The following is a 23,175-nucleotide window of genomic DNA, read 5'->3' on the forward strand; positions in this document are numbered from 1 at the left end:
GATGTCTTCACAGGGGCGGATCACCGCGGTCTTGGGGCCGACCAATACCGGCAAGACCCACTATGCGATCGAGCGCATGCTGGGCTATCGCAGCGGCGTCATCGGCCTGCCGCTGCGTCTGCTGGCGCGCGAGGTCTATGACCGTATCGTCGCCGCGCGCGGCCCCTCGGTGGTGGCACTGGTCACCGGCGAAGAGCGAATCGTGCCGCCACGGGCGCAGTATTGGGTCTGCACCGTCGAGGCGATGCCCGAGGGCATGGGCTGCGATTTCCTGGCCATCGACGAGATCCAGCTTTGCGCCGACCCCGAGCGCGGCCATGTCTTCACCGACCGGCTGCTGCGCGCGCGCGGCACCCAGGAGACGCTGTTTCTGGGCAGCGACACGATGCGCGGCGCGATCCGCGAACTGGTGCCCGAGGCCGGATTTTTGCAGCGCGAACGCATGTCGACCCTGTCCTATTCCGGCTCGCGCAAGATCAGCCGCATGCAGCCGCGCTCGGCCATCGTCGGCTTCTCGGTCGACAATGTCTATGCCATCGCCGAGCTGATTCGCCGCCAGAAGGGCGGCGCGGCGGTGGTGATGGGGGCGCTGAGCCCGCGCACCCGCAACGCCCAGGTCGACCTCTATCAGAACGGCGACGTCGATTTTCTGGTGGCCACCGATGCCATCGGCATGGGGCTCAATCTCGATATCGACCACGTGGCGTTTTCGTCGCTGACCAAGTTCGACGGCCGGCGCATGCGGGCGCTGGCCCCGAACGAGCTGGCCCAGATCGCCGGCCGCGCCGGGCGCGGCATGAGCCACGGCACCTTCGGCGTCACCGGCGAGGCGCCGCCGCTCGACGATGCGGTGGCCGAGGCGATCATGGCCCATCGTTTCACCCCGCTGCGCAAGCTGAACTGGCGCAATGCGCGGCTTGAATTCGGCTCGGTCGATGCGCTGATCCGCGCGCTCGAGGCACCGACCGACGATCCCTGGCTGACCCGCGCCCGCGACGCCGACGACCTTCTTGCGCTCAGGGCGATGCGGCAGTCGGCCGAGGTCATGGCGCGGGCTTCGGACGCCGCCTCGGTGCGGCTGCTGTGGGACGTCTGCCGGATTCCCGATTTCCGCGGCATCAGCCATGGCGAACACGCCGGGCTGGTCGAAGGCATCTTCGCCGATCTCCACCAGCACGGCCGGGTGCCCGACGACTGGCTGGCGCGGCAGGTCAAACGGCTGGACCGCACCGACGGCGATATCGACACATTGTCGAAACGATTGGCATATATTCGCACGTGGACATATGTCGCGCAGCGAAACGGCTGGGTCGGTGACGAAAACCATTGGCGCGGGGAAACGCGCGCGGTAGAAGACCGGCTATCGGATGCTCTTCACGAGCGTCTTACGCAAAGATTTGTGGACCGGCGCACCAGCGTGTTGCTGCGCCGGCTCAAACAGAAGGAGGCCCTTTTGGCCGAAGTGAATGACAAGGGTGAGGTGACCGTCGAAGGGGAATTCGTCGGTCGTCTCGAGGGGTTCCGTTTCATCGCGGACAAGGAAGCCGCCGGACAGGAGGCCAAGACGCTGAAACAGGCCGGCCTGCAGGCCCTGGCGCCGCAATTTCATCTGCGCGCCGACCGGTTCTACAACGCGCCCGATACCGAGATCGACTTTACCGATCAGGGCGGCCTGATGTGGGGCGAATATGCGGTCGGCAAGCTGGTCGCCGGCGCCGAGCCGATGAAACCCGGGGTCGAGATCTTCGTCGATGACGAGGCCGGCGCCGAGGTGGCGCAGAAGGTCCAGCGCCGCCTGCAGCATTTCATCGACCGCAAGATCGCGGCGCTGTTCGAGCCGCTGCTGGATCTGGGGCGCGACGAGGCGCTGACCGGGCTGGCGCGCGGCTTTGCCTTCCGGCTGACCGAAGGGCTCGGCATCCTGCCGCGCGGCGAGGTGGCGGGCGAGGTCAAGGAACTGGATCAGGAAGCGCGCGGCAGCCTGCGCAAGCACGGCGTCCGCTTTGGCCAGTTCACGATTTTCATGCCGCTGCTGCTGAAGCCGGCCCCGACCCGGCTGCGGATCCTGCTCTGGGCGCTGTCGCAGGGGCTTCAGGATTTCCCCGAGGCGCCGCCGCCGGGGCTGGTGACGGTGCCGGCTGGCAAGGGCGTGCCGCCGGGCTATCACGCCATGTCGGGCTACCGCGCCGCCGGCGAGCGGGCGATTCGCATCGACATGCTGGAACGGCTGGCCGACATGCTGCGCGGCGAAGACAGCCGCAGTGGTTTCGAAGCCAAGCCCGACATGCTGTCGATCACCGGCATGACGCTCGAGCAATTCGCCGACCTGATGCAGGGGCTGGGCTACAAGGCCGAGAAAGGCGAACGCGCCAAGGTCAAACCCGCGCCCGAGGCCAAGCCGGAAGCAACCGAGGCCGAGCCGGAAGTGGTCGAGGCGGAAGTGACCGAGGCGGAAGTGGCCGAGACAAGCGAAGCCGCGGCCGAAACCGCGACCCCGGCGCCCGTTGAACTGGTGGCCGAGCCGGCCGCTGAAACGGTTGCCGAAACGGATGCTGAAATGGTTGCCGACGCGGTGGCCGAGCCCGCTCCCGCCGCGCCGGCCGAGCCCGCCGAGGGTGCCGCCGCCGAAGGTGACGCGGCCCCCGAGACCGAGGTCTTCTTTACCTTCACCTGGTCCGGCAATCGCGGCAACCGGGGCACCGGGCGCGGCCCGCGTCGCGACCGTGGCCAGCCGGGCGGAGGCCGGCGCGAGGCGCAGGCCGACAAGCCGCGTGGCAAGGGCAAGCCGAAGGGCAAGGGCGCTCCGCGTCGCGAGGCCGGCCCCAAGCAGTTCCAGGCGCGGCCGCCGAAAAAGGAAAAGGCGATCGACCCCGACAACCCCTTTGCCGCGGCGCTGATGGGCCTCAAGGACAAGGGGTGAGGCGCAGGCTTCAAGACCCGGTGCCCCGGCAGGGGCGCCGGGCCTCGGCGACGCGAGGGCAGGGCGCTGAGTGACGCGGTTCAAAAGGAACGGCTCGACAAGTGGCTGTTTCACGCCCGGTTCTTCAAGACCCGGACCCTGGCCGCCAGGGTGGTGACCGGCGGCCATGTGCGGGTCAACGGCAGCAGGGTCGCCAAGGCCAGCCACGGCATCGCCGCCGGCGACGTGCTGACCTTTGCCCAGGGTCACGAGATCCGCGTGGTGCGCATCGAGGGGTTTGCCCAGCGGCGCGGCCCGGCGCGCGAGGCGCGGATGCTGTACAGCGATCTGGCCGAGCCCGAAGACACTGTTCCGCCGCTGGCCGAAAGCGGGGGAAACCGGCGCCCGACGAAACGCGAACGGCGCAAACTCGACTTTATCCGTCGCCAAGAGCTTGAATGACGGGCGCGGCTGATTTAGCTAGGGCCGCAACCAAGTTCGAGAGAAGCTCTGCCAATGACCTATGTCGTGACCGAAAACTGCGTCGCCTGCAAATACACCGACTGCGTGGAAGTCTGCCCAGTGGACTGTTTCTACGAGGGCGAGAACTTCCTGGTGATCCACCCCGATGAATGTATCGACTGCGGCGTCTGCGAGCCGGAATGCCCGGCCGACGCGATTCGCCCCGACACCGAGCCGGACATGGAGAAATGGGTCGAGTTCAACCGCAAGTATTCAGAGCTCTGGCCGGTCATCATCACCAAGAAGGATCCGCTGCCAGAGGCCGAAGCCCGCGACGGCGAGGCCGGCAAGATGGAGAAATACTTCTCCGAAGCCCCGGGCGAGGGCGGCTGACACAGAATAGAGGCTGGTTTTTTGCGGAAAAACCGTTAAAAACGGGCCGAGACCGCGCGTTCTGCCGGGAAACATTGGGTTTCCCGTCGCAGCCGCTTTGATTCGGTCGCTTTTCATGCTATAGTCAGGGGCAGAGACGACATAATGCCTGCAAGCCATCCGCGCCGCAACGGGTGGCTTTTTGCACCGGAGCAGCCCCTGCGCAATGCAAGACATGGTTTTCAGTGGCGGGTCGCTATTGGTCAGTCAGGCCGTACCCTTGGAAGGACAATATGAGCAAATCGAAGAAGAATGAGTTCCGCCCCGACGAATACGTGGTCTACCCGGCCCATGGCGTCGGTCAGATCGTGTCGATCGAGGAACAGGAAGTCGCCGGCATGCAGCTCGAGCTGTTCGTGATCTCGTTCGAGAAGGACAAGATGACCCTGCGGGTGCCCACCGACAAGGCCACCGAGATCGGCATGCGCAGCCTGTCCTCGCCGGATGTGATCAACCAGGCGATGACCACGCTGAAGGGCAAGGCCAAGGTGAAACGCGCCATGTGGTCGCGCCGGGCACAGGAATATGAACAGAAGATCAACTCGGGCGACCTGATCGCCATTGCCGAGGTGGTGCGCGATTTGCACCGCACCGACGACCAGCGCGAGCAGAGTTATTCCGAGCGCCAGCTCTACGAGGCCGCGCTCGAGCGGCTGACCCGCGAAGTGGCCGCCGTCGGCGGCGGCGACGAGGCGGCGGCGGCCAAGAAGGTCGACGATGTTCTGGTGTCGCGCGCCGCGGCCTGAGCCCGGCCTGAGCCCGGCCTGATACGACGGTTCCAAGGCCGCGCCCCATCTTCGGGGCGCGGCTTTTTTCATGCCGCCGGCGCGGGGATTTCAGGCCTCCGGCGGGGATATTTCCGGCAAGAGAAAGACACGGAGGGTGTCACCGGACCGGCGGGCGGATCAGCCCGCGGACCACAGGGTCAGGGTGAACAGCAGCGCGATTTCGGCGACCTGCTGGGTGGCGCCGAGGATGTCTCCGGTCTGGCCGCCGATCTTGGCCCGGGCGATCCCGGCGCAGGCGAGGGCGACAAGGGCGGCGACAGCGGCCAGCGCGGCGGCGGCCGCGCCGCTGCACAAGAGCGCGAGGGCGAGGGCGATGGCGGCGGCGACAAGGGCGGTGGTGCGCGACGGGCGGCCCTGGGCGCGGCTGAGCCCGCTGGCGCGGGCATGGGGCAGGGCGGCCATCAGCGCCGGCATGGTGGCGCGCGACAGGGCGCCCACCGCGACCAGCCCCCAGAGCCAGCCGGGCTCGGCCAGCAACAGGCCGAGCGCGGCCCAGCGGGCGGCAAGCGACAGGCAGAGCGCGATCACCCCGTAGCTGCCGATGCGGCTGTCCTTCATGATCTCGAGCCGCCGCGCCGGCTCCCAGCCGCCCCAGAGCCCGTCGGCGCTGTCGGCAAGCCCGTCCTCGTGCATGGCCCCGGTCAGCACCACATGCAGCGCCAGCCAGACCAGCGCCGCCAGCGGCGCCGGCAGGCCCACCGACAGCAGCAGCGCGGTGGGCAGGGCGGCGATCAGGGCCAGCACCGGCCCGGCCAGCGGATAGGCCCAGGCGGCATCGGCGCCGCGTTCGAAGCGGGCGCGGAGCGGCAGCCGGCTGAGCAGCGCCAGCGCGGTGGCGATGTCGCCCGGTCGCAGCAGGGTTTTGTCGTCCATTTGTCTTTCCGCGTCTCTTTTGCTCACTTGTTGCCGGGGCCGCTTCAGGTAAACAGGGCCAAAGTCGAAAACACAACAGGAGCCGTCTCATGACCGCCGAATTTTCCACCCTCGCCGAGTTCCGCGCGCTGCTGGCCGAGGCCCCCGGCGCCGACGCCAGGGCGCTGGGCGAAGCCGAAGACCGCAACGCCCAGCTGACCAAGCCGCCCGGCGCCCTGGGTCGGCTCGAGGAGATGGCGGTCTGGTATGCCGGCTGGCGCGGCACCGCGCGCCCCGAGATCGCGGCGCCGCAGGTGATCGTCTTTGCCGGCAATCACGGGGTCACGGCGCAGGGCGTGTCGGCCTTTCCGGCCGAGGTCACCGAGCAGATGGTGCTGAATTTCCAGCATGGCGGCGCGGCGATCAACCAGCTGTCGAAAGCCGCCGGCGCGCGGCTCGACGTGCATGCGCTGTCGCTCGAGACGCCGACCGCGGATTTCACCACCGCCCCGGCAATGGACGAGGCCGGCGTGGTGGCGGCGCTGGCCACCGGCTGGGCGGCGGTCGATGAAACCAGCGACCTGCTGGTGGTCGGCGAGATGGGCATCGGCAACACCACCTCTGCGGCGGCGATCGCCCATGCGCTGTTCAGCGGCGCGGCCGAGGACTGGGTCGGGCGCGGCACCGGCGTCGATGATGCCGGCCTGGCGCTGAAGGCGCGGGTGGTGCGCGACGGCGTGGCACTGCACGGCGGCGGCGACGGGCTGGCGACCCTTCAGGCGCTCGGCGGACGCGAACTGGCGGCCATGGCCGGCGCCATCGCCCGGGCCCGGGCGCTGCGCATCCCGGTGATCCTTGACGGGTTCATCTGCACCGCCGCGGCGGCGACTCTCGAGGCCGCCCGCCCGGGGGCGCTGGACCACGCCATCGCCGGCCACGTCAGCGCCGAGGGCGCCCATGCGGCGCTGCTGGAAAAGCTCGGCAAGGCGCCGGTGCTGAGCCTCGGTATGCGCCTCGGCGAAGGCTCGGGCGGCACGCTTGCGATCAATATCCTCAAATCCGCCGTCGCCTGCCACTCGGGCATGGCGACCTTTGCCGAGGCCGGCGTCTCCGACGCCTGAGGTCGCAAAGCCCGCAAGGGCGGCGCCCCCGGCTTCATCTCTTGGCAAATACTCTCGCCGAAGGCATCACCTATTGCCTTCGGCGGCGGCGCCAAGGGCCGGCCGCTCAGCCGGTCTCCTCGCCCCCGCTCTCCAGCGCCGCCAGCAGCGACAGTTCAAGCTCCTTCTCGAGCTCCTTGGAGCGGGCGATATAGGCCGGGTTCTTCTCCACCGGCAGATCCGCTTTCCACACCGCGGCCAGTTCCCGGATCGCATAGCGGTCATGTTTGAAAAACGCCTGTTCGGCCCGTGCCGCCTCGTATTCGCTGAGACCGATGTTCTCCAGCACGTAGCGCCCGGCGCGCAGCGAGGAATCGAACAATTCGCGCACGATGTCGTCGGCCCCGGCCTGGTATAGCTGATAGACATGGTGGCGGTCGTGGGCCCGCACCACGATATGCAGGTCCGGGCGTTCGCGGCGGGCATGGCGCACCAGGTTGACCGCCGCCGCAGGGTCGTTGATGGTGATCACCAGCACGCTGGCCTCGGCCAGACCGGCGGCATGCAGCAGCTCGGGGCGGGTCGGATCGCCGAAAAAGCCGCGCACGCCGAAACGCCGCATCAGCTCGATGGCCCGCATGTCATGGTCGAGCACGATGGTCTTGACCCCGACCGAACGCACCAGCCGGTTGACGATCTGGCCGAAACGGCCGATGCCGACGATGATCACCGGCCCCCTTTCGTCGATCTCGTCCGAGGGCGGGCGGTCGCCGTCGCTGTCCTTGATGCGCCGCGACAGCACCTCGTAGAGGATGAACAGCAGCGGCGTGATCAGCATCGACAGGGCGACGATCAGCATCAGCTGTTCGGCCAGTGGCGCGGGCAGCACATGCTGTTGCAGCGAGAAGGAAATCAGCACGAAGCCGAATTCCCCGGCCTGGGCCAGGCCCAGCGTGAACAGCATCTGGTCGCGGCCGCGCAGGCCGAAGACCCAGCCCAGCACGAAGAGGATGGCGCCCTTGGTCAGCATCAGCGCCAGGGTCAGCGACAGGATCGGCACCGGGTCGGCGAAGAACCCGGCAAAGTCGATCTGGGCGCCGACGGTGATGAAGAACAGGCCCAGCAGCAGCCCCTTGAAGGGCTGGATGTCGCTTTCCAGCTCGTGGCGGAACTCGGAGTTGGCCAGCAGCACCCCGGCCAGGAAGGTGCCAAGCGCCGGCGACAGGCCGACCAGCATCATCAGAAAGGCGATGCCGACCACGATCAGCAGCGCAAAAGCGGTATACATCTCGCGCAGCCGGGCGCCATGAATGAAACGGAACACCGGCGGGATCAGGTAGAGACCGGCCAGGATCACCATCCCCACCGCCGAGAGCGTGACCAGCGTCACCCCCCAGCCGGGCAGCCCCTCGACCAGCGACAGGCTGCCGTGGCCGGCCTCCTGCGCGACCTTGCGGATCGAACCGTCGGCGGCGATCTGCATCGTCGGTGCCATCGCCATCAGCGGCAGGATCGCCAGCATCGGGATCACCGCGATGTCCTGGGCCAGCAGCACCGAGAACGAGGCCCGCCCGCCGCCGGTCTGCATCAGTTTCTTCTCGGACAGGGTCTGCAGCACGATCGCGGTCGAGGACAGGGCAAGGATCATCCCCAGCGCCAGCGACATCGCCAGCGGATAGCCGAGATAGAGCGCCCCGACCAGCACCGCGGCGCCGGTCAGCAGGATCTGCATCCCGCCCAGCCCCAGCAGTTTCTTGCGCATCGCCCAGAGCGCGCGCGGATCCAGCTCGAGCCCGATCAGGAACAGCATCATCACCACCCCGAACTCGGCGTAGTGCAGCAGGTCCTCGGGCTGTTCGATCAGCCCCAGCACCGGCCCGATCACCACCCCGGCCAGCAGGTAGCCCAGCACCGAGCCCATGCCGAGCCGGGCCGCGATCGGCACCGCGATCACCGCCGCCAGCAGGAACACGGTCGCCTGAAATAGTACTCCGTCCATGGTCTGGTCCTTCTGGTCAGGTCGGCAGGGGCGCGTCGCGTTTGAACTGGTCCATGACGATCTGGCTCTGCACCCGGCTGACCGCCGGATGCGGCAGCAGGATGTCGTGAATCAGCCGGTTCAGCGCGCTCAGATCGTCACAATAGACGCGCAGCAGGTAATCCGCATCCCCGGTCAGGGTCCAGGCGCAGATCACCTCGGGGCGGGTCGAGACCATGGAGACAAAACCGCGCCCGTGTTCCGGGCCGTGCACCCCCAGCGTGACCTGGATGAAGGCCTGCACCGTCAGCCCCAGCTTGCCGGCATCAAGCCGCGCCGCATAGCCCTGGATATAGCCCTCGGCCTCGAGCCGCTGGCGCCGCCGCCCGGCCTGGCTGGGCGACAGGTTGAGTATGGCCCCCAGTTCCTGCGCCGTCAGGTGGGCATTGCCCTGCAGGGCGGCCAGCAGGCGTTTGTCCATCTCGTCGAGCATGCGAGGTCTCCGCGTCAAAGGCACACAAGCCGCGCGTTTTTCGCGGGCATCGGCTGGATTTCCTTAAAGTTTGCGCAGATTTCCCGGCCGCGGCAAGCTATAATGGGCACAGCGAACAGCCGGACTTCCCGAGTATAGGAGACGCGCCATGGGCCCCTTTCCCCATCAGGCCCCGAAAGCCACCATATCGCCGCAGAACCCCGCCGGCACCGACGGGTTCGAATTCGTCGAATTCGCCCATCCCGATCCGCAGGCGCTGCGCGATCTCTTTGCCCGCATGGGCTTTGCGCTGACCGCCCGCCACAAATCGCAGGCGGTCGAGCTTTGGCAGCAGGGCGATGTGACCTATGTGCTGAACGCTGAGACGGACAGTTTCGCCGCCCGGTTCAGCGCGCAGCACGGCCCCTGTGCCCCCTCCATGGCCTGGCGGGTGGTGGATGCCGAAGCGGCCTTGCGGCATGCGCTGTCCAAAGGCGCCGAGGAATACCGGGGCGATGGCAAATGCCTTGACGTGCCGGCGATCGTCGGCATCGGCGGGGCGCTGCTCTATTTCGTCGATTGCTATGGCGAAGCGGCCGATCCCTATGCGGCTGAATTCGACTATGTCGGCCCGGCCAAACCGGCAGGCGACGGGTTCTACTATCTCGACCACCTCACCCACAATGTGTTCAAGGGCAACATGGACAGGTGGTTCAAGTTCTATTGCGACCTGTTCAACTTTCGCCAGATCCGCTTTTTCGACATCGAGGGCAAGTATACCGGCCTGCTGAGCCGCGCCCTGACCTCGCCCGACGGCCGGATCCGCATCCCGATCAACGAGGATCGCGGCGAGACCGGGCAGATCGTCTCCTACCTGAAGAAATACAAGGGCGAGGGCATCCAGCACATCGCTCTGGGCTGCGACGACATCTATGAGGCCACCGACCGGATCGCCGCCAAGGGGCTCGAATTCATGCCGGGGCCCAATGCCACCTATTACGAGCTCAGCCGCACGCGGGTGCGGGGCCATGACGAACCGCTCGGGAGGATGATGAAACACGGCATCCTGATCGACGGCGAAGGCGTGGTCGATGGCGGCGAGACCCGGATCCTGCTGCAGATCTTCTCGCGCACGGTGATCGGGCCGATCTTTTTCGAGTTCATCCAGCGCAAGGGCGACGACGGTTTCGGCGAGGGCAATTTCAAGGCGCTGTTCGAATCCATCGAACGCGAACAGATCGCCAGCGGCGAGATCAGGGGTGGCGACTAGGCTGGCCGGCCTGCCTCCGGGCGCGCCAGGCTGCTGCGGGGCGGGGGTGTCGGTGCGGTCGCCGGGGCCTCAGCCCTTGGGCATCTTCAGCACCACGTTCTTGCCCGATTTCACATAGCGCAGCTCGGTGTCGCTGATCGCTGCCACCTCGCCGCCGTCGATGCGGTCTCCGACCTGCACCTTCTTGAACCGCCCGTTGGACAGGCGCACCAGCGCGCGCCGGCTCGAGGTGGTGCCATAGACGCCGATCAGGCTGATCTTGTTGAGGCTGATGGCGTTCTGGATCGTCGCCTGCCGCGCCACCGAGGCGCTCGAGGGGATCGACGGGGCCACGGCCACTGCCGCCGCCGCTGCCGGGGTCGCGGTCACCGGGTCGCGGGGGGTCGCGCTGGCGACGGTCTGGGCGAAATCATCGGGCCGTGATCGCGGCCGGGCCGACGTCAGCACCGCGGCCTCGGTCGGGGTGGTTTCCTTCTCTTCCTCGGCCTTGGACAGCGCCGGGCGCGGACGCGGCCTGAGGCTGGCCAGTTCGGTCAGGGTGCGCCCGCCGTAGCTGGCACGCTGGTTGCTCTCGATCAGGCCGTCGGGCCGGGCACGGGGCCGCTTGCGGGCAAACAGGGCGATGGTTTCCGGGGTAAAGCTCAGGCCCGGTGCCGGCTGCCGCTCGGGGAAGCTGCCGGGCAGGGCGGCGGGGCGGCCGAGATAGACCATGACCCCGCTCGGCGCCATCGCGCCCTCGGGCCGGGCCTGCACCAGCCCGTTCGCGTCCAACTCGAATCGCGTGCCCGCCGGCGGCGGGTTGTTGGGCCGCGCCATCGGCTGGTCCTGCCGCGCATGCAGCCGCGTCTCGGTCAGCGCCACTGCGTCGCGGGTCGCCAGCAGGCGGTCGATCGAGGTCACGTAGAGCGTGTCGGTGCTGTCCAGCGGCGGGGTCTCGGACTGGTGCGGTGCGCGCTGCCAGATGCCGGTCACCGCATAGCGCGCCTCGGCCTCGATCTCGGACAGGGCCGAGGGGTGGATGATGTCGGTCTCGGCCTCGATTTCGGCGCTGTCGATCAGCTCTTCGGCGGCCTCTTCCAGCGCCTCGATCTCGGCGCTGTCGGTGACCGAGTCGGCCCCCACCGGGGCCAGCGCGGCGGTCTCCACCGCCTCGGCCTCGATCTGGGTGCTCTCGACCTCGAGCTCGGCGATCTGCGGCACCGGCTCGCGGCGCAGCAGCCCGGCCAGCCCCTCGTCGAGGAACAGCGAGGCCCAGAGCGCCACCCCGGCAAGAAACGCCAGCAGGATCAGGGTCAGCACCAGCCCCAGATGCCGGGGCTTGCCGCGCACCGCGCCGTCGCGGGCGCCGAACATGGTCAGCCGGTGGCGTTCGCTCTGGGGCGGGGCGGCCTCCTTGTGCGTCTCGGCGGCAGCGGTGGCCTCGGGCTTGCCGGCCTTGTCGGCCTTGCCACGGTGGCGGCTGAAAAAGGATTTCGATGCCCGCCCGTTGCCGGCGGTTTCCGCCGCTTCGGGCTCGTCCGGCTCGGGCGAGGATCGCAGCCCCGCAATCACCGAGGCCGGGTCGAAATGCAGCGGCGCCTCGGAATGCGGTGTGCGGGGCAGCGTTGCCGCCGGAAGCCCGGGCGCATTGGTGCCGGCCACGCTGCGTTCGGCAGCGCCGAGGGTGGTGGCTGCGGGCGTGCCGCCGTCGTCGCGGCGGGCGCGGATGCTGGAAAAGGCCGAGACCGGCGCCTCGGTCGCCTCCGCGGCGGCGGTTTCCGGCTGCGGCGCTTCCGGGGCGGCCCCGGGCGCCGTCTCGGGGCTCATTTCCGGCAGCGTCTCTGGCTGGTTCTCTGGCCAGTTCTCTTGCCGGGTCTCGGGCCGGGCCTCGGGAGGCGTTCCCGACGCGGCGCGCCCGTTCTTTGCTGTCGCATCGCAGGCGCTCTCGGCGGCCTTTTGTGCCGTCTCGGGCGCGGCAGTATCTTCGCGGACCTGTGCGGCCGGCGCGGCGCTAGCGGGTTCGGCCGGCGCGGGCCGCGGCTCTTCTGGGGCCGCCTCGAGGTCCAGCTCGGCCTGCGCCGCAAGCGGGCCGCTTCCGGTGATCCGGATCACCGCCGTGTCCTGCTCCAGCGTCGCCCCGTTCAGCAGGGTCTTGGCCGCCTCGGTCAGGCCGAAGACCGGCTCGCCCGGAAACTCGCCCTCGGGCGGAATGGCGACGAAGCACAGCGGGTTGAAGGCATGTTCGACGGCAAAGGCCTCGGCCTCGGCCAGGGTTTCGCGCGCCACCGCCGCGACATGGGTGATGCGCCCCTTGGCGACGATATCATAGGCCAGATCCTGCGCCTGATAGGGGGTGCTCTCTTCCAGCGCCGCCACCGCCGCCGCCTCGCGCCGCGACCGCGACAGGCGCCCGGTGTCCAGCGCAAGATACTTGATCTGGTCGTTGGGCAGCACCAGCTTGCTGCGGAAATCGGCCCCCTCGCTCTGCTCGGCCATGTCCCGCAGGGCTTGCAGATCGGCCGCCAGATCCTCGGCGCCCAGCGGCACCTCGCCGATGAGATGCCAGCCTTCGCGCACACGGCACAAGAGACCTATGCCCTCAAAGGACAGGGACAGAGCAATGGTTGGCTTCATGCTTAGGCTCTAACACTCGTGGATCGAAAATCGAACGCTCTTCTCAATTTGGGGATTTTATAGCAGGTTCCTGCCGAAAGGAAGAAAAACACCAAGCGGTTTTCAATTCTGCCGGGCGGGCGTGATACCCTGCCGTCGATCCCTGATCCATCAATGAGGCAAGCAATGAATTTTCTGAAGCACCTGAGGGCCTTGGCCCTCTGCGCGGGCGCGGCCCTGGCGGCCGGGACGGCAACGGGCGGGCAGATCACGGTCAGCGGCGAAGGCCGGGTCGAGCGGGTGCCCGACATGGCGGTGATCACCCTCGGGGTCGAGCATGAGGCGCCGAGCGCCGGCGCGGCGGTGGCGCGGGTGGCCGCCGGCTCCGAGGCGCTGCTGACGGCGCTGGCCGAGATCGGCGTCGCGCCGCGCGATCTGCGCACCAGCACGCTCAGCCTGTCGCCGCTGCGCAACCATCGCAGCCAGGGCGCCGGCGCCCCCGAGATCATCGGCTTTCAGGCCCGGAACGAGGTCACCGTCAGGCTGCGCGACCTGTCGCGCCTGCCAGAGCTGCTCGGGCGCGTCACCGATGAGGGGGGCAACCGTTTCCGGGGGCTGCATTTCGCACTGCAGGATCCGGCCCCGGCGATCGACGAGGCGCGGCGCCTGGCGGTGGCCGACGGCCGCGCCCGCGCCGCGCTCTACGCCGAGGCCGCCGGTGTCGGGCTCGGCGCCCTGGTCTCGATCAGCGATGCCGCCACCGCCTTGCCGCAGCCGATGCTCATGGCCCGCACCGCCAGCGCCGATATGGCGATGCCGATCGCCGAAGGCGAACTCGGCCTCTCCGCATCGGTGACCATGGTCTTCGAGATCATCGACTAGCGGCCGGACAAATCCCGCCCCCGGCTTGATCTCTTCTCAAATACTCGAAAAAAAACCGCGCCCTGTGGCGCGGTTTTCCTGCTAGCGGCGGGCGATGGTTCAGCCGTGCGCCTTGTTCAGTGCCTGGTCGAGATCCGCCTTGAGATCGGCGGTGTCCTCGATGCCGATCGAGATCCGCACCACCTCGGGGCTGGCGCCGGCGGCCTTCTGCTGCTCGGGGCTGAGCTGGCGGTGGGTGGTCGAGGCCGAGTGGATCACCAGCGAGCGGGTGTCGCCGAGGTTGGCCACATGGCTGAAGATCTCGAGGCTGTCGACGAATTTGACGCAGGCGTCATAGCCGCCCTTCAGCGCCACGGTGAACAGCGCCCCGGCGCCCTTGGGGCAGACGGTTTCGACGCGCCCGTTATAGGGCGACGAGGGCAGGCCGGCATAGGTCACGCCCGCCACATGTTCATGGGTCTCCAGCCAGGCCGCGACATCCATGGCATTGGCCACGTGGCGCTGCATGCGCAGCGACAGGGTCTCGATCCCCATCAGCGTGTAATGCGCCGCCTGCGGGTTCATGGTCATGCCGAGATCGCGCAGCCCGATGGCGATGCCGTGGAAGGTAAAGGCCAGCGGGCCAAAGGTTTCGTGGAACTTGAGCCCGTGATAGGCCGGCTCCGGCGCCGAGAGCGACGGGAACTTGTCGCTGGCCGACCAGTCAAACTTGCCCGAGTCGACGATGCAGCCGCCGGTCACGGTGCCGTTGCCGGTCAGGTATTTGGTGGTCGAATGCACCACCAGCGTCGCGCCCAGCGCGATCGGGTTGCACAGATAGGGCGTGGCCGAGGTGTTGTCGACGATCAGCGGCACGCCGGCCTTGTCGGCAATGGCGGCGATGGCCGGAATGTCGGTGATATAGCCGCCCGGGTTGGCGATCGATTCGCAGAACACGGCGCGGGTGTTGTCGTCGATGGCCTCGGCCACCGCCGCCTCGTCATCGAAATCGACGAATTTCGCCGACCAGCCAAAGCGTTTGATGGTCTGGCTGAACTGGGTGATGGTGCCGCCGTAAAGCCGGGTCGAGGCCACCACATTGGTGCCCGGCCCCATCAGCGGGAACAGCGCCATGATCTGCGCCGCGTGACCCGAGGAACAGCAGACCGCGCCGACACCGCCTTCGAGCGTGGCGATGCGTTCCTGCAGCACCGCGACGGTGGGGTTGGTCAGCCGCGAGTAGATATAGCCGACTTCCTGCAGGTTGAACAAAGCCGCCGCATGTTCAGCGTCGCGGAACACATAGGCCGTGGTCTGGTAGATCGGCGTCTGCCGCGCGCCGGTGGCCGGGTCGGGCCGGGCGCCGGCGTGGATCTGTAGGGTATCAAAGCCAAAGGCGGGGCTGTCGGACATGGTGGGTCTCCCTGAAAATATGCTGGCAAAAGGTTTAGGGCCTGCCCGGGGGCTGCGCAACGCGTTTGGTGGCCAAAGCGGGCGGTTGCGGCCGCGTGGCCCGGCGCAGCCCGGCCCCGGACCCGGCCGCGCGGGGCCTTCAGCGCATCCAGAACCCGTTGCGCTTGATGGTGTTGCGGATCGCCTGTTCCCGGCGCGGCAGGTTGTCGCGGTCGAACAGGGCCCGCACCTTGTGGCCGCGCCCCTGATAGATCATCCGCTTCATCGGCTCGTATTGTTTCAGCACCTTCTTGATCTTGTTCGGGGCCGCGACCTCTTCCAGCACCTCGACGACGCGGTCGCTTTCGCGCGCGGAAAGCAGCGGTAGCAGCCGGTAGTGGCAGGTGATCTCGCCGTCCAGCAGCCCCTCGGGCAGGGCGTCGCGCCGGCCGCCGAAGGAATGGATCACCAGCGGCAGCGCCACCTGGTCGAGCCAGGGATCGAGCGACTGGCAGACCAGCTCGGGCGGCGGATCGCGCAGGATGTCGCCGGCATAGTCACCGTATCGCGCGCCGAATTCATGCGGGCAGCGGTAATAGAAGAACCCGGCATTGAAATAGAGATAGCGGCGCCAGAACTCATCCGGCTGGCCAAGGTCGAGCGAGCTTTCGAAATCCAGCCCGAAACGGTCATAAAGCGCCTTCCAGGTCTGCGTATAGCCGGGGCCGTAAAGCTCGATCTTGGGCCAGGTGCCGGTGACCCGGCGCGAGGCGCTGGGGGTGTCGAAATCGAAGGGCACCGAGGTCAGATCGCCGGTGACCAGCGTGTCGCTGTCAAAGAACACGAAGGGCTCGCCCTCGGGCAGGGCCATCAGCGCCTCGATCTTGTTGCCATGCGGATAGGACTGGCCGAACAGGCGGTTGTCGAAGGGCAGGATCTCGGCGCCCAGCCTCTCCAGCGTCGCCCGCACGTCGTCGGGGCGCATGCGCGGATCCGCGGCCCAGGCCGGCCCCGGTTGCGGCTCGGCGACGAAGAGCCGCCCGGAAAAGCCCGGAGAATGGGCGCGCAGCGAGGCGGCGAACAGGATCGCCTCGTATTGCAGCCGGCCCGACTGGCCGACGATCACGATGTTGAAATCCGGTGTCACCGGCGGTTTCGCCGCTTTGCTTGCCATTTGATGTCCTGCCCTGCACCATGCTCTTGCCGCGACTATAGGCGCAGGGCGTCGCCCGCAAAAGCCGGGAATGACCGCTGATGCGCACGGCGGCCGAGTTATCGACCAAGGAGGAACGCAGATGAACAGAGTGACGACCATGGTCCTTGCGCTGGCGGTGGCCGCCGGGGCAGGGCTGGCCGAAGAGACCCGCGTCGCCGAGGACCAGACCCCCACCGGCAAGTTCCTGACCGCCGGCGAGGTGCGGCCGATTCTCGAGGCCACCAAGGGCAACTGGATCGCGGTGCGCGAATTCAACGGAATGGACCTGTTGTATTTCACCCACCTCCTGGCCTGGCGCTGCGGTCTCTACGAGGTCAGCTTCGCGGTCAACGGCGGCGAGATGCAGCGCTTTGACATGCCCGACTGCGACCCAGCCAACGCCATGGCGGTGCCGCCCGAGGCGACGGTCTATCTGGAATATCCGCTGGGTTCGATCGAAACGGTGGCGGTGGAACTGCTCTATGACGATCTCGCCCGCGCCGGGGAAAGCTTTCAGCGCGCCAATGTCATGACCCCCTGAGGCGCGGCGCAGGGCAGCGGCGCGGGCCTGCGGTGCCGCGAACGCAGTGCGCCATGCCGCAAAGCGGTTTGATTTCGCCGCGCCGCTCGACTAGGAAAAACCCGCCGGGCCCGGGTCCGGCACCACAACTCTTTTCAGGTGCCCCGACCGCCGCCCGGCGCGAGGGGAGAATCGGGAAGGCAGTGAGACTCTGCCACGTGCCCAACGCTGTAAGGGGGACCGGCCGCGCATTTACCACTGGGGGAGACCCCGGGAAGGCGCGCGGCGGGGACGAACCCGAGTCAGAAGACCGGCCTGGAAAGCATAGCCCCCTGTCTGGAAATCAGGGCGGCCGGTTGCCATGAAGGGGAATACCATGGACCAGACTGCGACAGAGATCGCCACCGCGCACCGCTTTGCCGATGCCGAGCGCGAAGCGCTTTACAAGACGATTTTCAACCGCCGCGACGTGCGCGGCCAGTTCCTGCCCGACCCGGTGTCGGAAGCGGCGCTGAGCCGGGTGCTGATGGCGGCGCATTACGCGCCCTCGGTGGGCTTCATGCAGCCTTGGAACTTCGTCGTGGTGCGCGCCGAAGAGACCAAGCAGCAGGTGCATGACCTGTTCCAGACCGCCCATGACGAGGCCGCCAACATGTTCGAAGAGGCGCGCCGCGAGACCTATCGCGGGCTCAAGCTCGAAGGCATCATGGAATCGCCGATCAACATCTGCATCACCTGCGACCGCGACCGCGCCGGCCCGGTGGTGGTCGGGCGCACCCATGCGCCGGTGATGGATGTCTACAGCAGCGTCTGCGCGGTGCAGAACATGTGGCTGGCGGCGCGGGCCGAAGGGCTGGGGCTGGGCTGGGTCAGCATCTTCAATCACAAGCATCTGAAAAAGATCCTCGGCCTGCCGCGCAACGTGGTGCCGGTGGCCTATGTCTGTCTGGGGCATGTGTCGCATTTCAAGGACCGGCCCGAATTGCAGACGGCCGGCTGGCGCCGCCGCCTGCCGCTGGCCGATGTGGTGAATTTCGACGCCTGGGAACAGGGGGCGAGCGACGCCTACGGCGAAAGCCTGCTGGCCCAGGTGGCCCGCGATCAGGAGCGGATCGAGACCGAGGGATATTGCGGCGATTTCGCCACCGGCCAGCCGGCCTGAGGGCGGCCTTGCCGGCCGGGGCCGGCGCCCATGACGCGCCCCGGCCCCCGCAGCTCCGGTTGCGGGGGCCGCTTGCCCGAGGGACCGGGCCTGTTTCGGGGGCTCAGTCGCAGATGCAGCCGCCCTTGACCGTGCCGCCGGCCGAAAGGCAGGCCGCCTTGAAGGCAAAGCTGACATGTCTTTCGTTGCCGCCGTGGCAGGGCTCGAAACCATTGTCTCCCACTTCGACCAGAATCTGGCCATCGTCGCGCATGCAGAAATAGGCGTTGGCAGCCGCGCCCGGATCATGGGTTTCCAGCGCGCGCACCAATCGCCGCAGCCAGTGGCGAAGGATGCCGGAAAGCGAAGCGTCGTGATCCTGCGTGTCGTGATCCTGTGTCATGTCGGGGCCTCCTCATTCCCGCGCGCTCTGCCGCAAACCCGTGGGGCCCAAGACAGGCGAGAGACCCTGTCAATATAGGTGTTCCAAGGCGGAAAAAACAGGATCGACCAAGCGCTCGGCCGGCGCCCGGGCGCCTTTCTGGCGGTCAGTGGCCGGGCAGGGGTTGCCTGTTTTTTGTGCTAATGCGCCCCGGGCCGCCCTAAATGCGGGCGCTTTGCCGGCGCATCCCGCGTTTCTTGACTTAGGTCAACGTCGCAGGCCGGTTTTCCCTGTTTGCTTTCGGCTTAAATCTGCAATCCGTTGCCGAAATCACGGGGAGAAAGAATGCATTCTTTGGAAGGTGTCACACGCGGTGACCAATATCGGGCCCTCGGGCTGAGCACGCTGGCCTTTACGACCTGTTTCGCGGTCTGGACGATCTTTTCCATCATCGGGGTCAAGATCAAGCAGGAGCTGGGCCTGAGCGAAACCCAGTTCGGCCTTCTGGTCGCGACCCCGGTTCTGACCGGCTCGCTCAGCCGGCTGTTCCTCGGGGTCTGGACCGACCAGTTCGGTGGCCGGATCATGCTGCCCCTGCAGATGTTGATTACCGCCGTCTCCGTGTGGCTGCTGGCCTCGGTGCAGACCTACGAGGTGTTCCTGCTGATCGCGCTCGGTCTCGGGCTGGCGGGGGGCTCGTTCATCATCGGCGTCGCCTATGTGTCGCGCTGGTACGAGGCCGACCGTCAGGGCACCGCGCTGGGCATCTTCGGCGCCGGCAACGTCGGGGCCGCGGTCACCAACTTCGCCGCGCCCTTCCTGGTGATCGCCGTCGGCTGGGAAGACACCGCCCGCATCTATGCGGTGGTGCTGGTGGCGATGGCGGTGATCTTCTACGTCTTCGCCAAGCCCGACCCGGTGGTTCAGGAGCAACGCCGCACCGGCGCCAAGCCGGTCTCGGCCGCGCGCCAGCTCGAGCCGCTGAAGGACATCCGGGTGTGGCGTTTCGCGACCTATTACTTCTTCGTCTTCGGGGCCTTCGTCGCCTTTGCCTCCTTCCTGCCGCGCTATTACGTCGGCGCCTACGGCGTGTCGCTGGCCGCTGCCGGCGTCTTCACCGGCCTCTATTCGCTGCCGGGGTCGGTCTTCCGGGCGCTGGGGGGCTGGATGTCGGATGTCTGGGGCGCGCGATTCGTCATGTATCTCACCTTCATCGTCTCGATGGTGGTGCTGTTCATCATGAGCTATCCCGAAACCGCCTACCGCGTGACCGGCATCCCCCATGCCGACGGCACGCCCAACATCATCGAGTTCAGCTTCGGCATCCCGCTTTATTTCTTCGTCTTCCTGTCGGTGGTGCTGGGCTTCGTGATGTCGCTGGGCAAGGCGGCGGTGTTCAAACATATCCCGGTCTATTACCCGCATCACGTCGGTGCGGTCGGTGGTCTGGTGGGCATGATCGGCGGCCTCGGCGGCTTCATCCTGCCGATCGCCTTCGGCATCCTGCTCGACGCCTTCCAGGTCTGGTCGATGGTCTTCATGCTGATGTTCCTGATCGTGGCGCTGAGCACGGTCTGGATGCATGTCGCCATCCGCCGGATGGAGCGCGCCCGGATCCCGGGGCTGGCGGACGAGAAATTCCTGTCCGACGTGCCCGACACGCCGGTCGCCACCCCCGGTCGCGACTGAGCCGAAGCCGCGGGGCCGAAACGACAGACAGGGGGCCGGTCCGCGACCGGCCCCTTTTTTCATCTGCCGGTCAGTACCAGCGGCCGACGGCCTGAAAATGCAGCTCGCGGTCCTGCGATACGGTCGGCGACAGCTTCAGGTGTTGCAGGGAAAACTGGCTTGCCGTGCAGCCGGTCAGCGCCGCCCAGCCGTCGTGGTCGCCGCTGGTGCAGACCACCGACAGGGTCACGCTCGGCGCCGCCGCGAAGACCTGGGGAAAGTTCTCGGTGATCACCGCCGAGCCGAACCCGCCGCCCGCGGCGCTCTGGATGTCCAGCGCGCCATGGGGTTTCACGCCCCAGCAGATCTGGGTGCCGTCGGCCCAGCGCAGATAGGCGCCATCGCCGTTGCTGCCGGTTTCCATCACCGCGCCGCTCGGCATGCCGCCGCTCTGTGCCACGGTGCCGACCAGATTGCCCGGCCCATAGCCGAAATCGGCCCGCATCAGCCGGCCCGGCGTGGTGTCGCCGGCCGTGCTCTGCACCGCCGCGCCGCTGGCCAGCCCGCTGCTGCGGTCGATGACCAGCGCCTCGGTCCAGCTGCTGCCGTCGGCCGAGACCTTGAGCCGCCAGTCGTTGTCGCCGGCCAGCCCCATCTCGGCATGGCCGGTCCAGCCGGATTGAAACAGCAGGCTGGCGGTCTCGCCCGCCGCCGCCTTGTTGATCTTGACCTGATGGCCGCCGCCGTCATGGCTGAGCAGCGTCGCCTCCGAGGCCAGCGTCAGCCGGTTGGTGCTGCTGGCGGCACTGTTGATGCCCAGCTGCGCCACCGGCGGCCGGCTCCAGGCGCCGCCCGTAAAGACCCGCCGTTCGCTTTCGCCGATGCCCCAGGCCTGCCAGCCCTCGCCCGGGGCGATGAACTGCCAGGCGATGCCGTCCCAGGACGCCAGGCTGCCGTCCTGACCGGCCCAGGCGCCGGTGGCGCCGGCCCCCAGCGCATGTCGCTCGCCATTCGCCGGCGCCCCCGGCGGCACCGTGGCGTCAAAGCCCTGCACGGTGATCTGCACCAGCGCATCCAGCTGCTGCAATGCTTCGTTGTGGGTGACGTGTTTCTGCGCCTGCGCGGGTTGCAGATAGGGCATGTTCAGGTTGGGCGAGCGTTCGGACATCCGGCTTTCCTGTGTGATTGGAAATGCCGCCCATGCTCCGGGGCGCGGCTGAACATCTTCTGAAGCGCGCGCACGCCGCGTTAACCACGCCATCGGCCCGCGCCGATGCGCGAGAAATCAACCTGAACTGGGGTGAAAGTGGTGGGCGACCCTGGAATCGAACCAGGCGTGCGTCTCCGCGAGGGAGTTACAGTCCCCTGCCACACCTTGCGGCCTGTCGCCCACTTTCCCTTGGCCTTGCGGCCGTGGTGTGAGGGGGTGATTACTGTGCCTTGTGGAGGGCGTCAACAAGAAAATCTCTTGCAGCTCAACGCGAAGCATCGCATTGATGGACCCCCATCAAAAACAGGATATCGGTGCCATGAAGAAACCCAAATGGGTGGTCGAAAAAGAGCAGGGCAAACGCAAGGCGGCGGCCGAAACCCTGTGGCTTTTCGGGCTGCACGCGGTGCGCGACGCGCTGATGAATCCGGCCCGCGAGAAGCTGCGGCTGGTGGTCACGAAGAACGCCGCCGACAAGCTGGCCGAGGCCATCGCCGCCTCGGGGATGACGCCGGAAATGGCCGATCCGCGAAGGTTCAACGTGCCGATAGACGCCCAGTCGGTGCATCAGGGCGCGGCGCTCGAGGTCAAGCCGCTGAACTGGGGCCGCCTGGCCGAGGTGGCGATCGCCGATGACGAGCGGCCGCAACGGCTGCTGCTGCTCGACCGGGTGACAGACCCGCATAACGTGGGGGCGATTCTGCGCTCGGCCGAGGTCTTCGGCGCGCTGGCGGTGATCGGCACCCGCCATCACAGCGCCCCCGAGACCGGGGCCCTGGCCAAGACCGCCAGCGGGGCACTGGAACGCCAGCCCTACCTGCGGCTGCGCAACCTGTCGGATGCCATCACCGAACTTCAGGCCATGGGCTATCTGGTGCTGGGGCTCGACGGCACCGCCGAGGCGACCATCGAACAGGCGCTCGAGGGGCGTCGGGATCGCCCGGTGGCGCTGGTGCTGGGGGCCGAGGGGCCGGGACTGCGCGAAAAAACCAAGGAAACCTGCGACGCGCTGGTGCGTGTCGATTTCGCCAGCGATTTCGGCTCGCTCAACGTCTCCAATGCCGCGGCTGTGGCGCTTTATGCCTCCTTGCCGCGCTAAGGGTGCGATGGTCGGCGGGAAATTGCTCATCGGGCCGCCGTGCCGGGACGGTATTCGTTCACAGGAATGTCATCAGGTCTTTTTCGGCGGCGGATCGTGCCTATCTGGAGCTTTGAAGAGGCCGAACCGGAACTTTGGTTTCTTTCTTCACTGTCCCTCGTTCCGTAACTTGAGCGCCCAAAATTATTTGGGCGCTTTTTTCTTGCCGCAACTGCGGTTAGCGTGGCCGGCATGAGCTATTCCGACGATTTCCTGCGCAGGGTGCTGCGCCAGTGCAAGACCGTTGCCGTGGTCGGCGTGTCGATGAATCCGGTGCGGCCCAGCTATTACGTGGCCCGCTATCTCGGGCTCAAGGGCTACCGGGTGATCCCGGTCAACCCCGGCCATGCCGGCAAGATGCTGTTCGGCGAAAAAGTGGTTGCCAGCCTGTCCGAGATCGCGGTGCCGGTCGATATGGTCGACATCTTCCGCCGCTCCGAGGCGGTGCCGGCGATCGTCGACGAGGCGCTTGAGGTGCTGCCGGGGCTGAAGGCGGTCTGGATGCAGATCGGCGTCGAACACGCCGAGGCTGCGGCCAAGGCCGAGGCGCGAGGGCTGGACGTGATCCAGAACCGCTGCCCCAAGATCGAATATCAGCGCCTGTTCGGCGAATTGCGCATGGGCGGCTTTGCCACCGGGGTGATCTCGTCCAAGCTCTGAGCCGCGCAGGCGGCTCAGGACGGATCGCGCGCCGCTTTCTCGGCAATACCGCTGGTGCCCTGGCGGCGGGCCAGTTCTGCCAGAACCTCGTCCAGCGCCACCCCGCGCGATTGCAGCATCACCAGAAGGTGAAACAGCACATCGGCGCTTTCCGAGATCAGCC

General features: G+C 67.5%; 21 protein-coding genes, 1 tRNA gene and 1 riboswitch. Of the genes, 12 read left to right on the forward strand and 10 right to left on the reverse strand.

Going from position 1 to position 23,175, the window contains the following annotated elements; translation table 11 throughout:
- The first annotated feature begins 1 nt into the window (after position 1).
- The 4 genes from ABZD10_RS00775 to ABZD10_RS00790 all read left to right on the forward strand — a co-directional run bounded on the left by ABZD10_RS00775 (position 2) and on the right by ABZD10_RS00790 (position 4,539).
- Entirely contained in the window at positions 2 to 2,920 is a 2,919-nt protein-coding gene (locus ABZD10_RS00775) for a helicase-related protein (RefSeq protein WP_372884192.1), read from the forward strand.
- A gap of 66 nt (positions 2,921 to 2,986) precedes the next feature.
- Positions 2,987 to 3,361, forward strand: a complete 375-nt coding sequence (locus ABZD10_RS00780) for an RNA-binding S4 domain-containing protein (RefSeq protein ID WP_372884211.1) — start codon at positions 2,987 to 2,989, stop codon at positions 3,359 to 3,361.
- 54 nt (positions 3,362 to 3,415) lie between these two features.
- The gene (gene fdxA / locus ABZD10_RS00785; protein WP_372884193.1) at positions 3,416 to 3,754 is read left to right on the forward strand and encodes a ferredoxin FdxA; all 339 of its coding nucleotides are present in this window, start codon (positions 3,416 to 3,418) and stop codon (positions 3,752 to 3,754) included.
- A gap of 272 nt (positions 3,755 to 4,026) precedes the next feature.
- Positions 4,027 to 4,539, forward strand: coding sequence for a CarD family transcriptional regulator (locus ABZD10_RS00790; RefSeq protein WP_372884194.1), 513 nt, complete (start codon positions 4,027 to 4,029; stop codon positions 4,537 to 4,539).
- A 159-nt stretch (positions 4,540 to 4,698) separates the two neighbouring features.
- Here ABZD10_RS00790 and cobS read toward each other — a convergent pair whose 3' ends face one another.
- Positions 4,699 to 5,454, reverse strand: a complete 756-nt coding sequence (gene cobS, locus ABZD10_RS00795; RefSeq protein WP_372884195.1) for an adenosylcobinamide-GDP ribazoletransferase — start codon at positions 5,452 to 5,454, stop codon at positions 4,699 to 4,701.
- Between the two features lie 89 nt (positions 5,455 to 5,543).
- Here cobS and cobT point away from each other — a divergent pair, with 89 nt between their 5' ends.
- Entirely contained in the window at positions 5,544 to 6,554 is a 1,011-nt protein-coding gene (cobT, locus tag ABZD10_RS00800) for a nicotinate-nucleotide--dimethylbenzimidazole phosphoribosyltransferase (RefSeq protein WP_372884196.1), read from the forward strand.
- 106 nt (positions 6,555 to 6,660) lie between these two features.
- On the opposite strand, the gene ABZD10_RS00805 is transcribed toward cobT, so the two are convergent.
- Together ABZD10_RS00805 and ABZD10_RS00810 are read right to left on the reverse strand one after the other, a co-directional pair.
- Positions 6,661 to 8,532: a monovalent cation:proton antiporter-2 (CPA2) family protein gene (locus ABZD10_RS00805; RefSeq protein WP_372884197.1), complete on the reverse strand. Its 1,872-nt coding sequence runs from the start codon at positions 8,530 to 8,532 to the stop codon at positions 6,661 to 6,663.
- Between the two features lie 16 nt (positions 8,533 to 8,548).
- On the reverse strand, positions 8,549 to 9,004 hold the full coding sequence (locus ABZD10_RS00810) for an Lrp/AsnC family transcriptional regulator (RefSeq protein ID WP_372884198.1): 456 nt from the start codon (positions 9,002 to 9,004) through the stop codon (positions 8,549 to 8,551).
- 148 nt (positions 9,005 to 9,152) lie between these two features.
- Here ABZD10_RS00810 and hppD point away from each other — a divergent pair, with 148 nt between their 5' ends.
- Positions 9,153 to 10,253, forward strand: coding sequence for a 4-hydroxyphenylpyruvate dioxygenase (gene hppD, locus ABZD10_RS00815; RefSeq protein WP_372884199.1), 1,101 nt, complete (start codon positions 9,153 to 9,155; stop codon positions 10,251 to 10,253).
- A gap of 69 nt (positions 10,254 to 10,322) precedes the next feature.
- Here the strand turns inward: hppD and ABZD10_RS00820 are convergent, their stop codons facing one another.
- Positions 10,323 to 12,866, reverse strand: a complete 2,544-nt coding sequence (locus ABZD10_RS00820; RefSeq protein ID WP_372884200.1) for a hypothetical protein — start codon at positions 12,864 to 12,866, stop codon at positions 10,323 to 10,325.
- 165 nt (positions 12,867 to 13,031) lie between these two features.
- On the opposite strand from ABZD10_RS00820, the gene ABZD10_RS00825 reads away from it, so the two are divergent.
- A complete protein-coding gene (locus ABZD10_RS00825) occupies positions 13,032 to 13,727 on the forward strand; it encodes an SIMPL domain-containing protein (protein WP_372884201.1) in 696 nt (231 codons plus the stop codon).
- A 99-nt stretch (positions 13,728 to 13,826) separates the two neighbouring features.
- Here ABZD10_RS00825 and ABZD10_RS00830 read toward each other — a convergent pair whose 3' ends face one another.
- Both ABZD10_RS00830 and ABZD10_RS00835 read right to left on the reverse strand, forming a co-directional pair.
- Positions 13,827 to 15,119 (reverse strand): O-acetylhomoserine aminocarboxypropyltransferase/cysteine synthase family protein, encoded by a 1,293-nt coding sequence (locus ABZD10_RS00830; RefSeq protein WP_372884202.1) that lies wholly within the window; start codon positions 15,117 to 15,119, stop codon positions 13,827 to 13,829.
- A 139-nt stretch (positions 15,120 to 15,258) separates the two neighbouring features.
- Positions 15,259 to 16,272 carry a hypothetical protein gene (locus ABZD10_RS00835; RefSeq protein WP_372884203.1) on the reverse strand — a complete coding sequence of 338 codons (1,014 nt, stop codon included), beginning with the start codon at positions 16,270 to 16,272 and terminating at the stop codon, positions 15,259 to 15,261.
- A gap of 121 nt (positions 16,273 to 16,393) precedes the next feature.
- On the opposite strand from ABZD10_RS00835, the gene ABZD10_RS00840 reads away from it, so the two are divergent.
- Positions 16,394 to 16,834 carry a hypothetical protein gene (locus ABZD10_RS00840; protein ID WP_372884204.1) on the forward strand — a complete coding sequence of 147 codons (441 nt, stop codon included), beginning with the start codon at positions 16,394 to 16,396 and terminating at the stop codon, positions 16,832 to 16,834.
- A 119-nt stretch (positions 16,835 to 16,953) separates the two neighbouring features.
- Positions 16,954 to 17,147, forward strand: a riboswitch (cobalamin riboswitch).
- Between the two features lie 42 nt (positions 17,148 to 17,189).
- The gene (gene bluB / locus ABZD10_RS00845) at positions 17,190 to 17,975 is read left to right on the forward strand and encodes a 5,6-dimethylbenzimidazole synthase (RefSeq protein WP_372884205.1); all 786 of its coding nucleotides are present in this window, start codon (positions 17,190 to 17,192) and stop codon (positions 17,973 to 17,975) included.
- Between the two features lie 103 nt (positions 17,976 to 18,078).
- Here bluB and ABZD10_RS00850 read toward each other — a convergent pair whose 3' ends face one another.
- A complete protein-coding gene (locus tag ABZD10_RS00850; RefSeq protein ID WP_372884206.1) occupies positions 18,079 to 18,357 on the reverse strand; it encodes a hypothetical protein in 279 nt (92 codons plus the stop codon).
- 324 nt (positions 18,358 to 18,681) lie between these two features.
- On the opposite strand from ABZD10_RS00850, the gene ABZD10_RS00855 reads away from it, so the two are divergent.
- Entirely contained in the window at positions 18,682 to 20,025 is a 1,344-nt protein-coding gene (locus tag ABZD10_RS00855; RefSeq protein WP_372884207.1) for a nitrate/nitrite transporter, read from the forward strand.
- A 70-nt stretch (positions 20,026 to 20,095) separates the two neighbouring features.
- Here ABZD10_RS00855 and ABZD10_RS00860 read toward each other — a convergent pair whose 3' ends face one another.
- Entirely contained in the window at positions 20,096 to 21,172 is a 1,077-nt protein-coding gene (locus ABZD10_RS00860) for a DUF2793 domain-containing protein (RefSeq protein ID WP_372884208.1), read from the reverse strand.
- A 139-nt stretch (positions 21,173 to 21,311) separates the two neighbouring features.
- Positions 21,312 to 21,395 (reverse strand) — tRNA-Tyr (locus ABZD10_RS00865).
- Positions 21,396 to 21,533: 138 nt separating this feature from the next.
- Here ABZD10_RS00865 and rlmB point away from each other — a divergent pair.
- Together rlmB and ABZD10_RS00875 are read left to right on the forward strand one after the other, a co-directional pair.
- The gene (gene rlmB, locus ABZD10_RS00870) at positions 21,534 to 22,313 is read left to right on the forward strand and encodes a 23S rRNA (guanosine(2251)-2'-O)-methyltransferase RlmB (protein WP_372884209.1); all 780 of its coding nucleotides are present in this window, start codon (positions 21,534 to 21,536) and stop codon (positions 22,311 to 22,313) included.
- 231 nt (positions 22,314 to 22,544) lie between these two features.
- Positions 22,545 to 23,012, forward strand: a complete 468-nt coding sequence (locus tag ABZD10_RS00875) for a CoA-binding protein (RefSeq protein WP_372884210.1) — start codon at positions 22,545 to 22,547, stop codon at positions 23,010 to 23,012.
- Between the two features lie 14 nt (positions 23,013 to 23,026).
- On the opposite strand, the gene ABZD10_RS00880 is transcribed toward ABZD10_RS00875, so the two are convergent.
- Positions 23,027 to 23,175: phosphoribosyl-ATP pyrophosphatase (locus ABZD10_RS00880; RefSeq protein WP_372884212.1), on the reverse strand; the 149-nt coding region annotated here is incomplete at its 5' end.

Source organism: Shimia sp. (assembly GCF_041624275.1).
GTDB lineage: Bacteria > Pseudomonadota > Alphaproteobacteria > Rhodobacterales > Rhodobacteraceae > Shimia.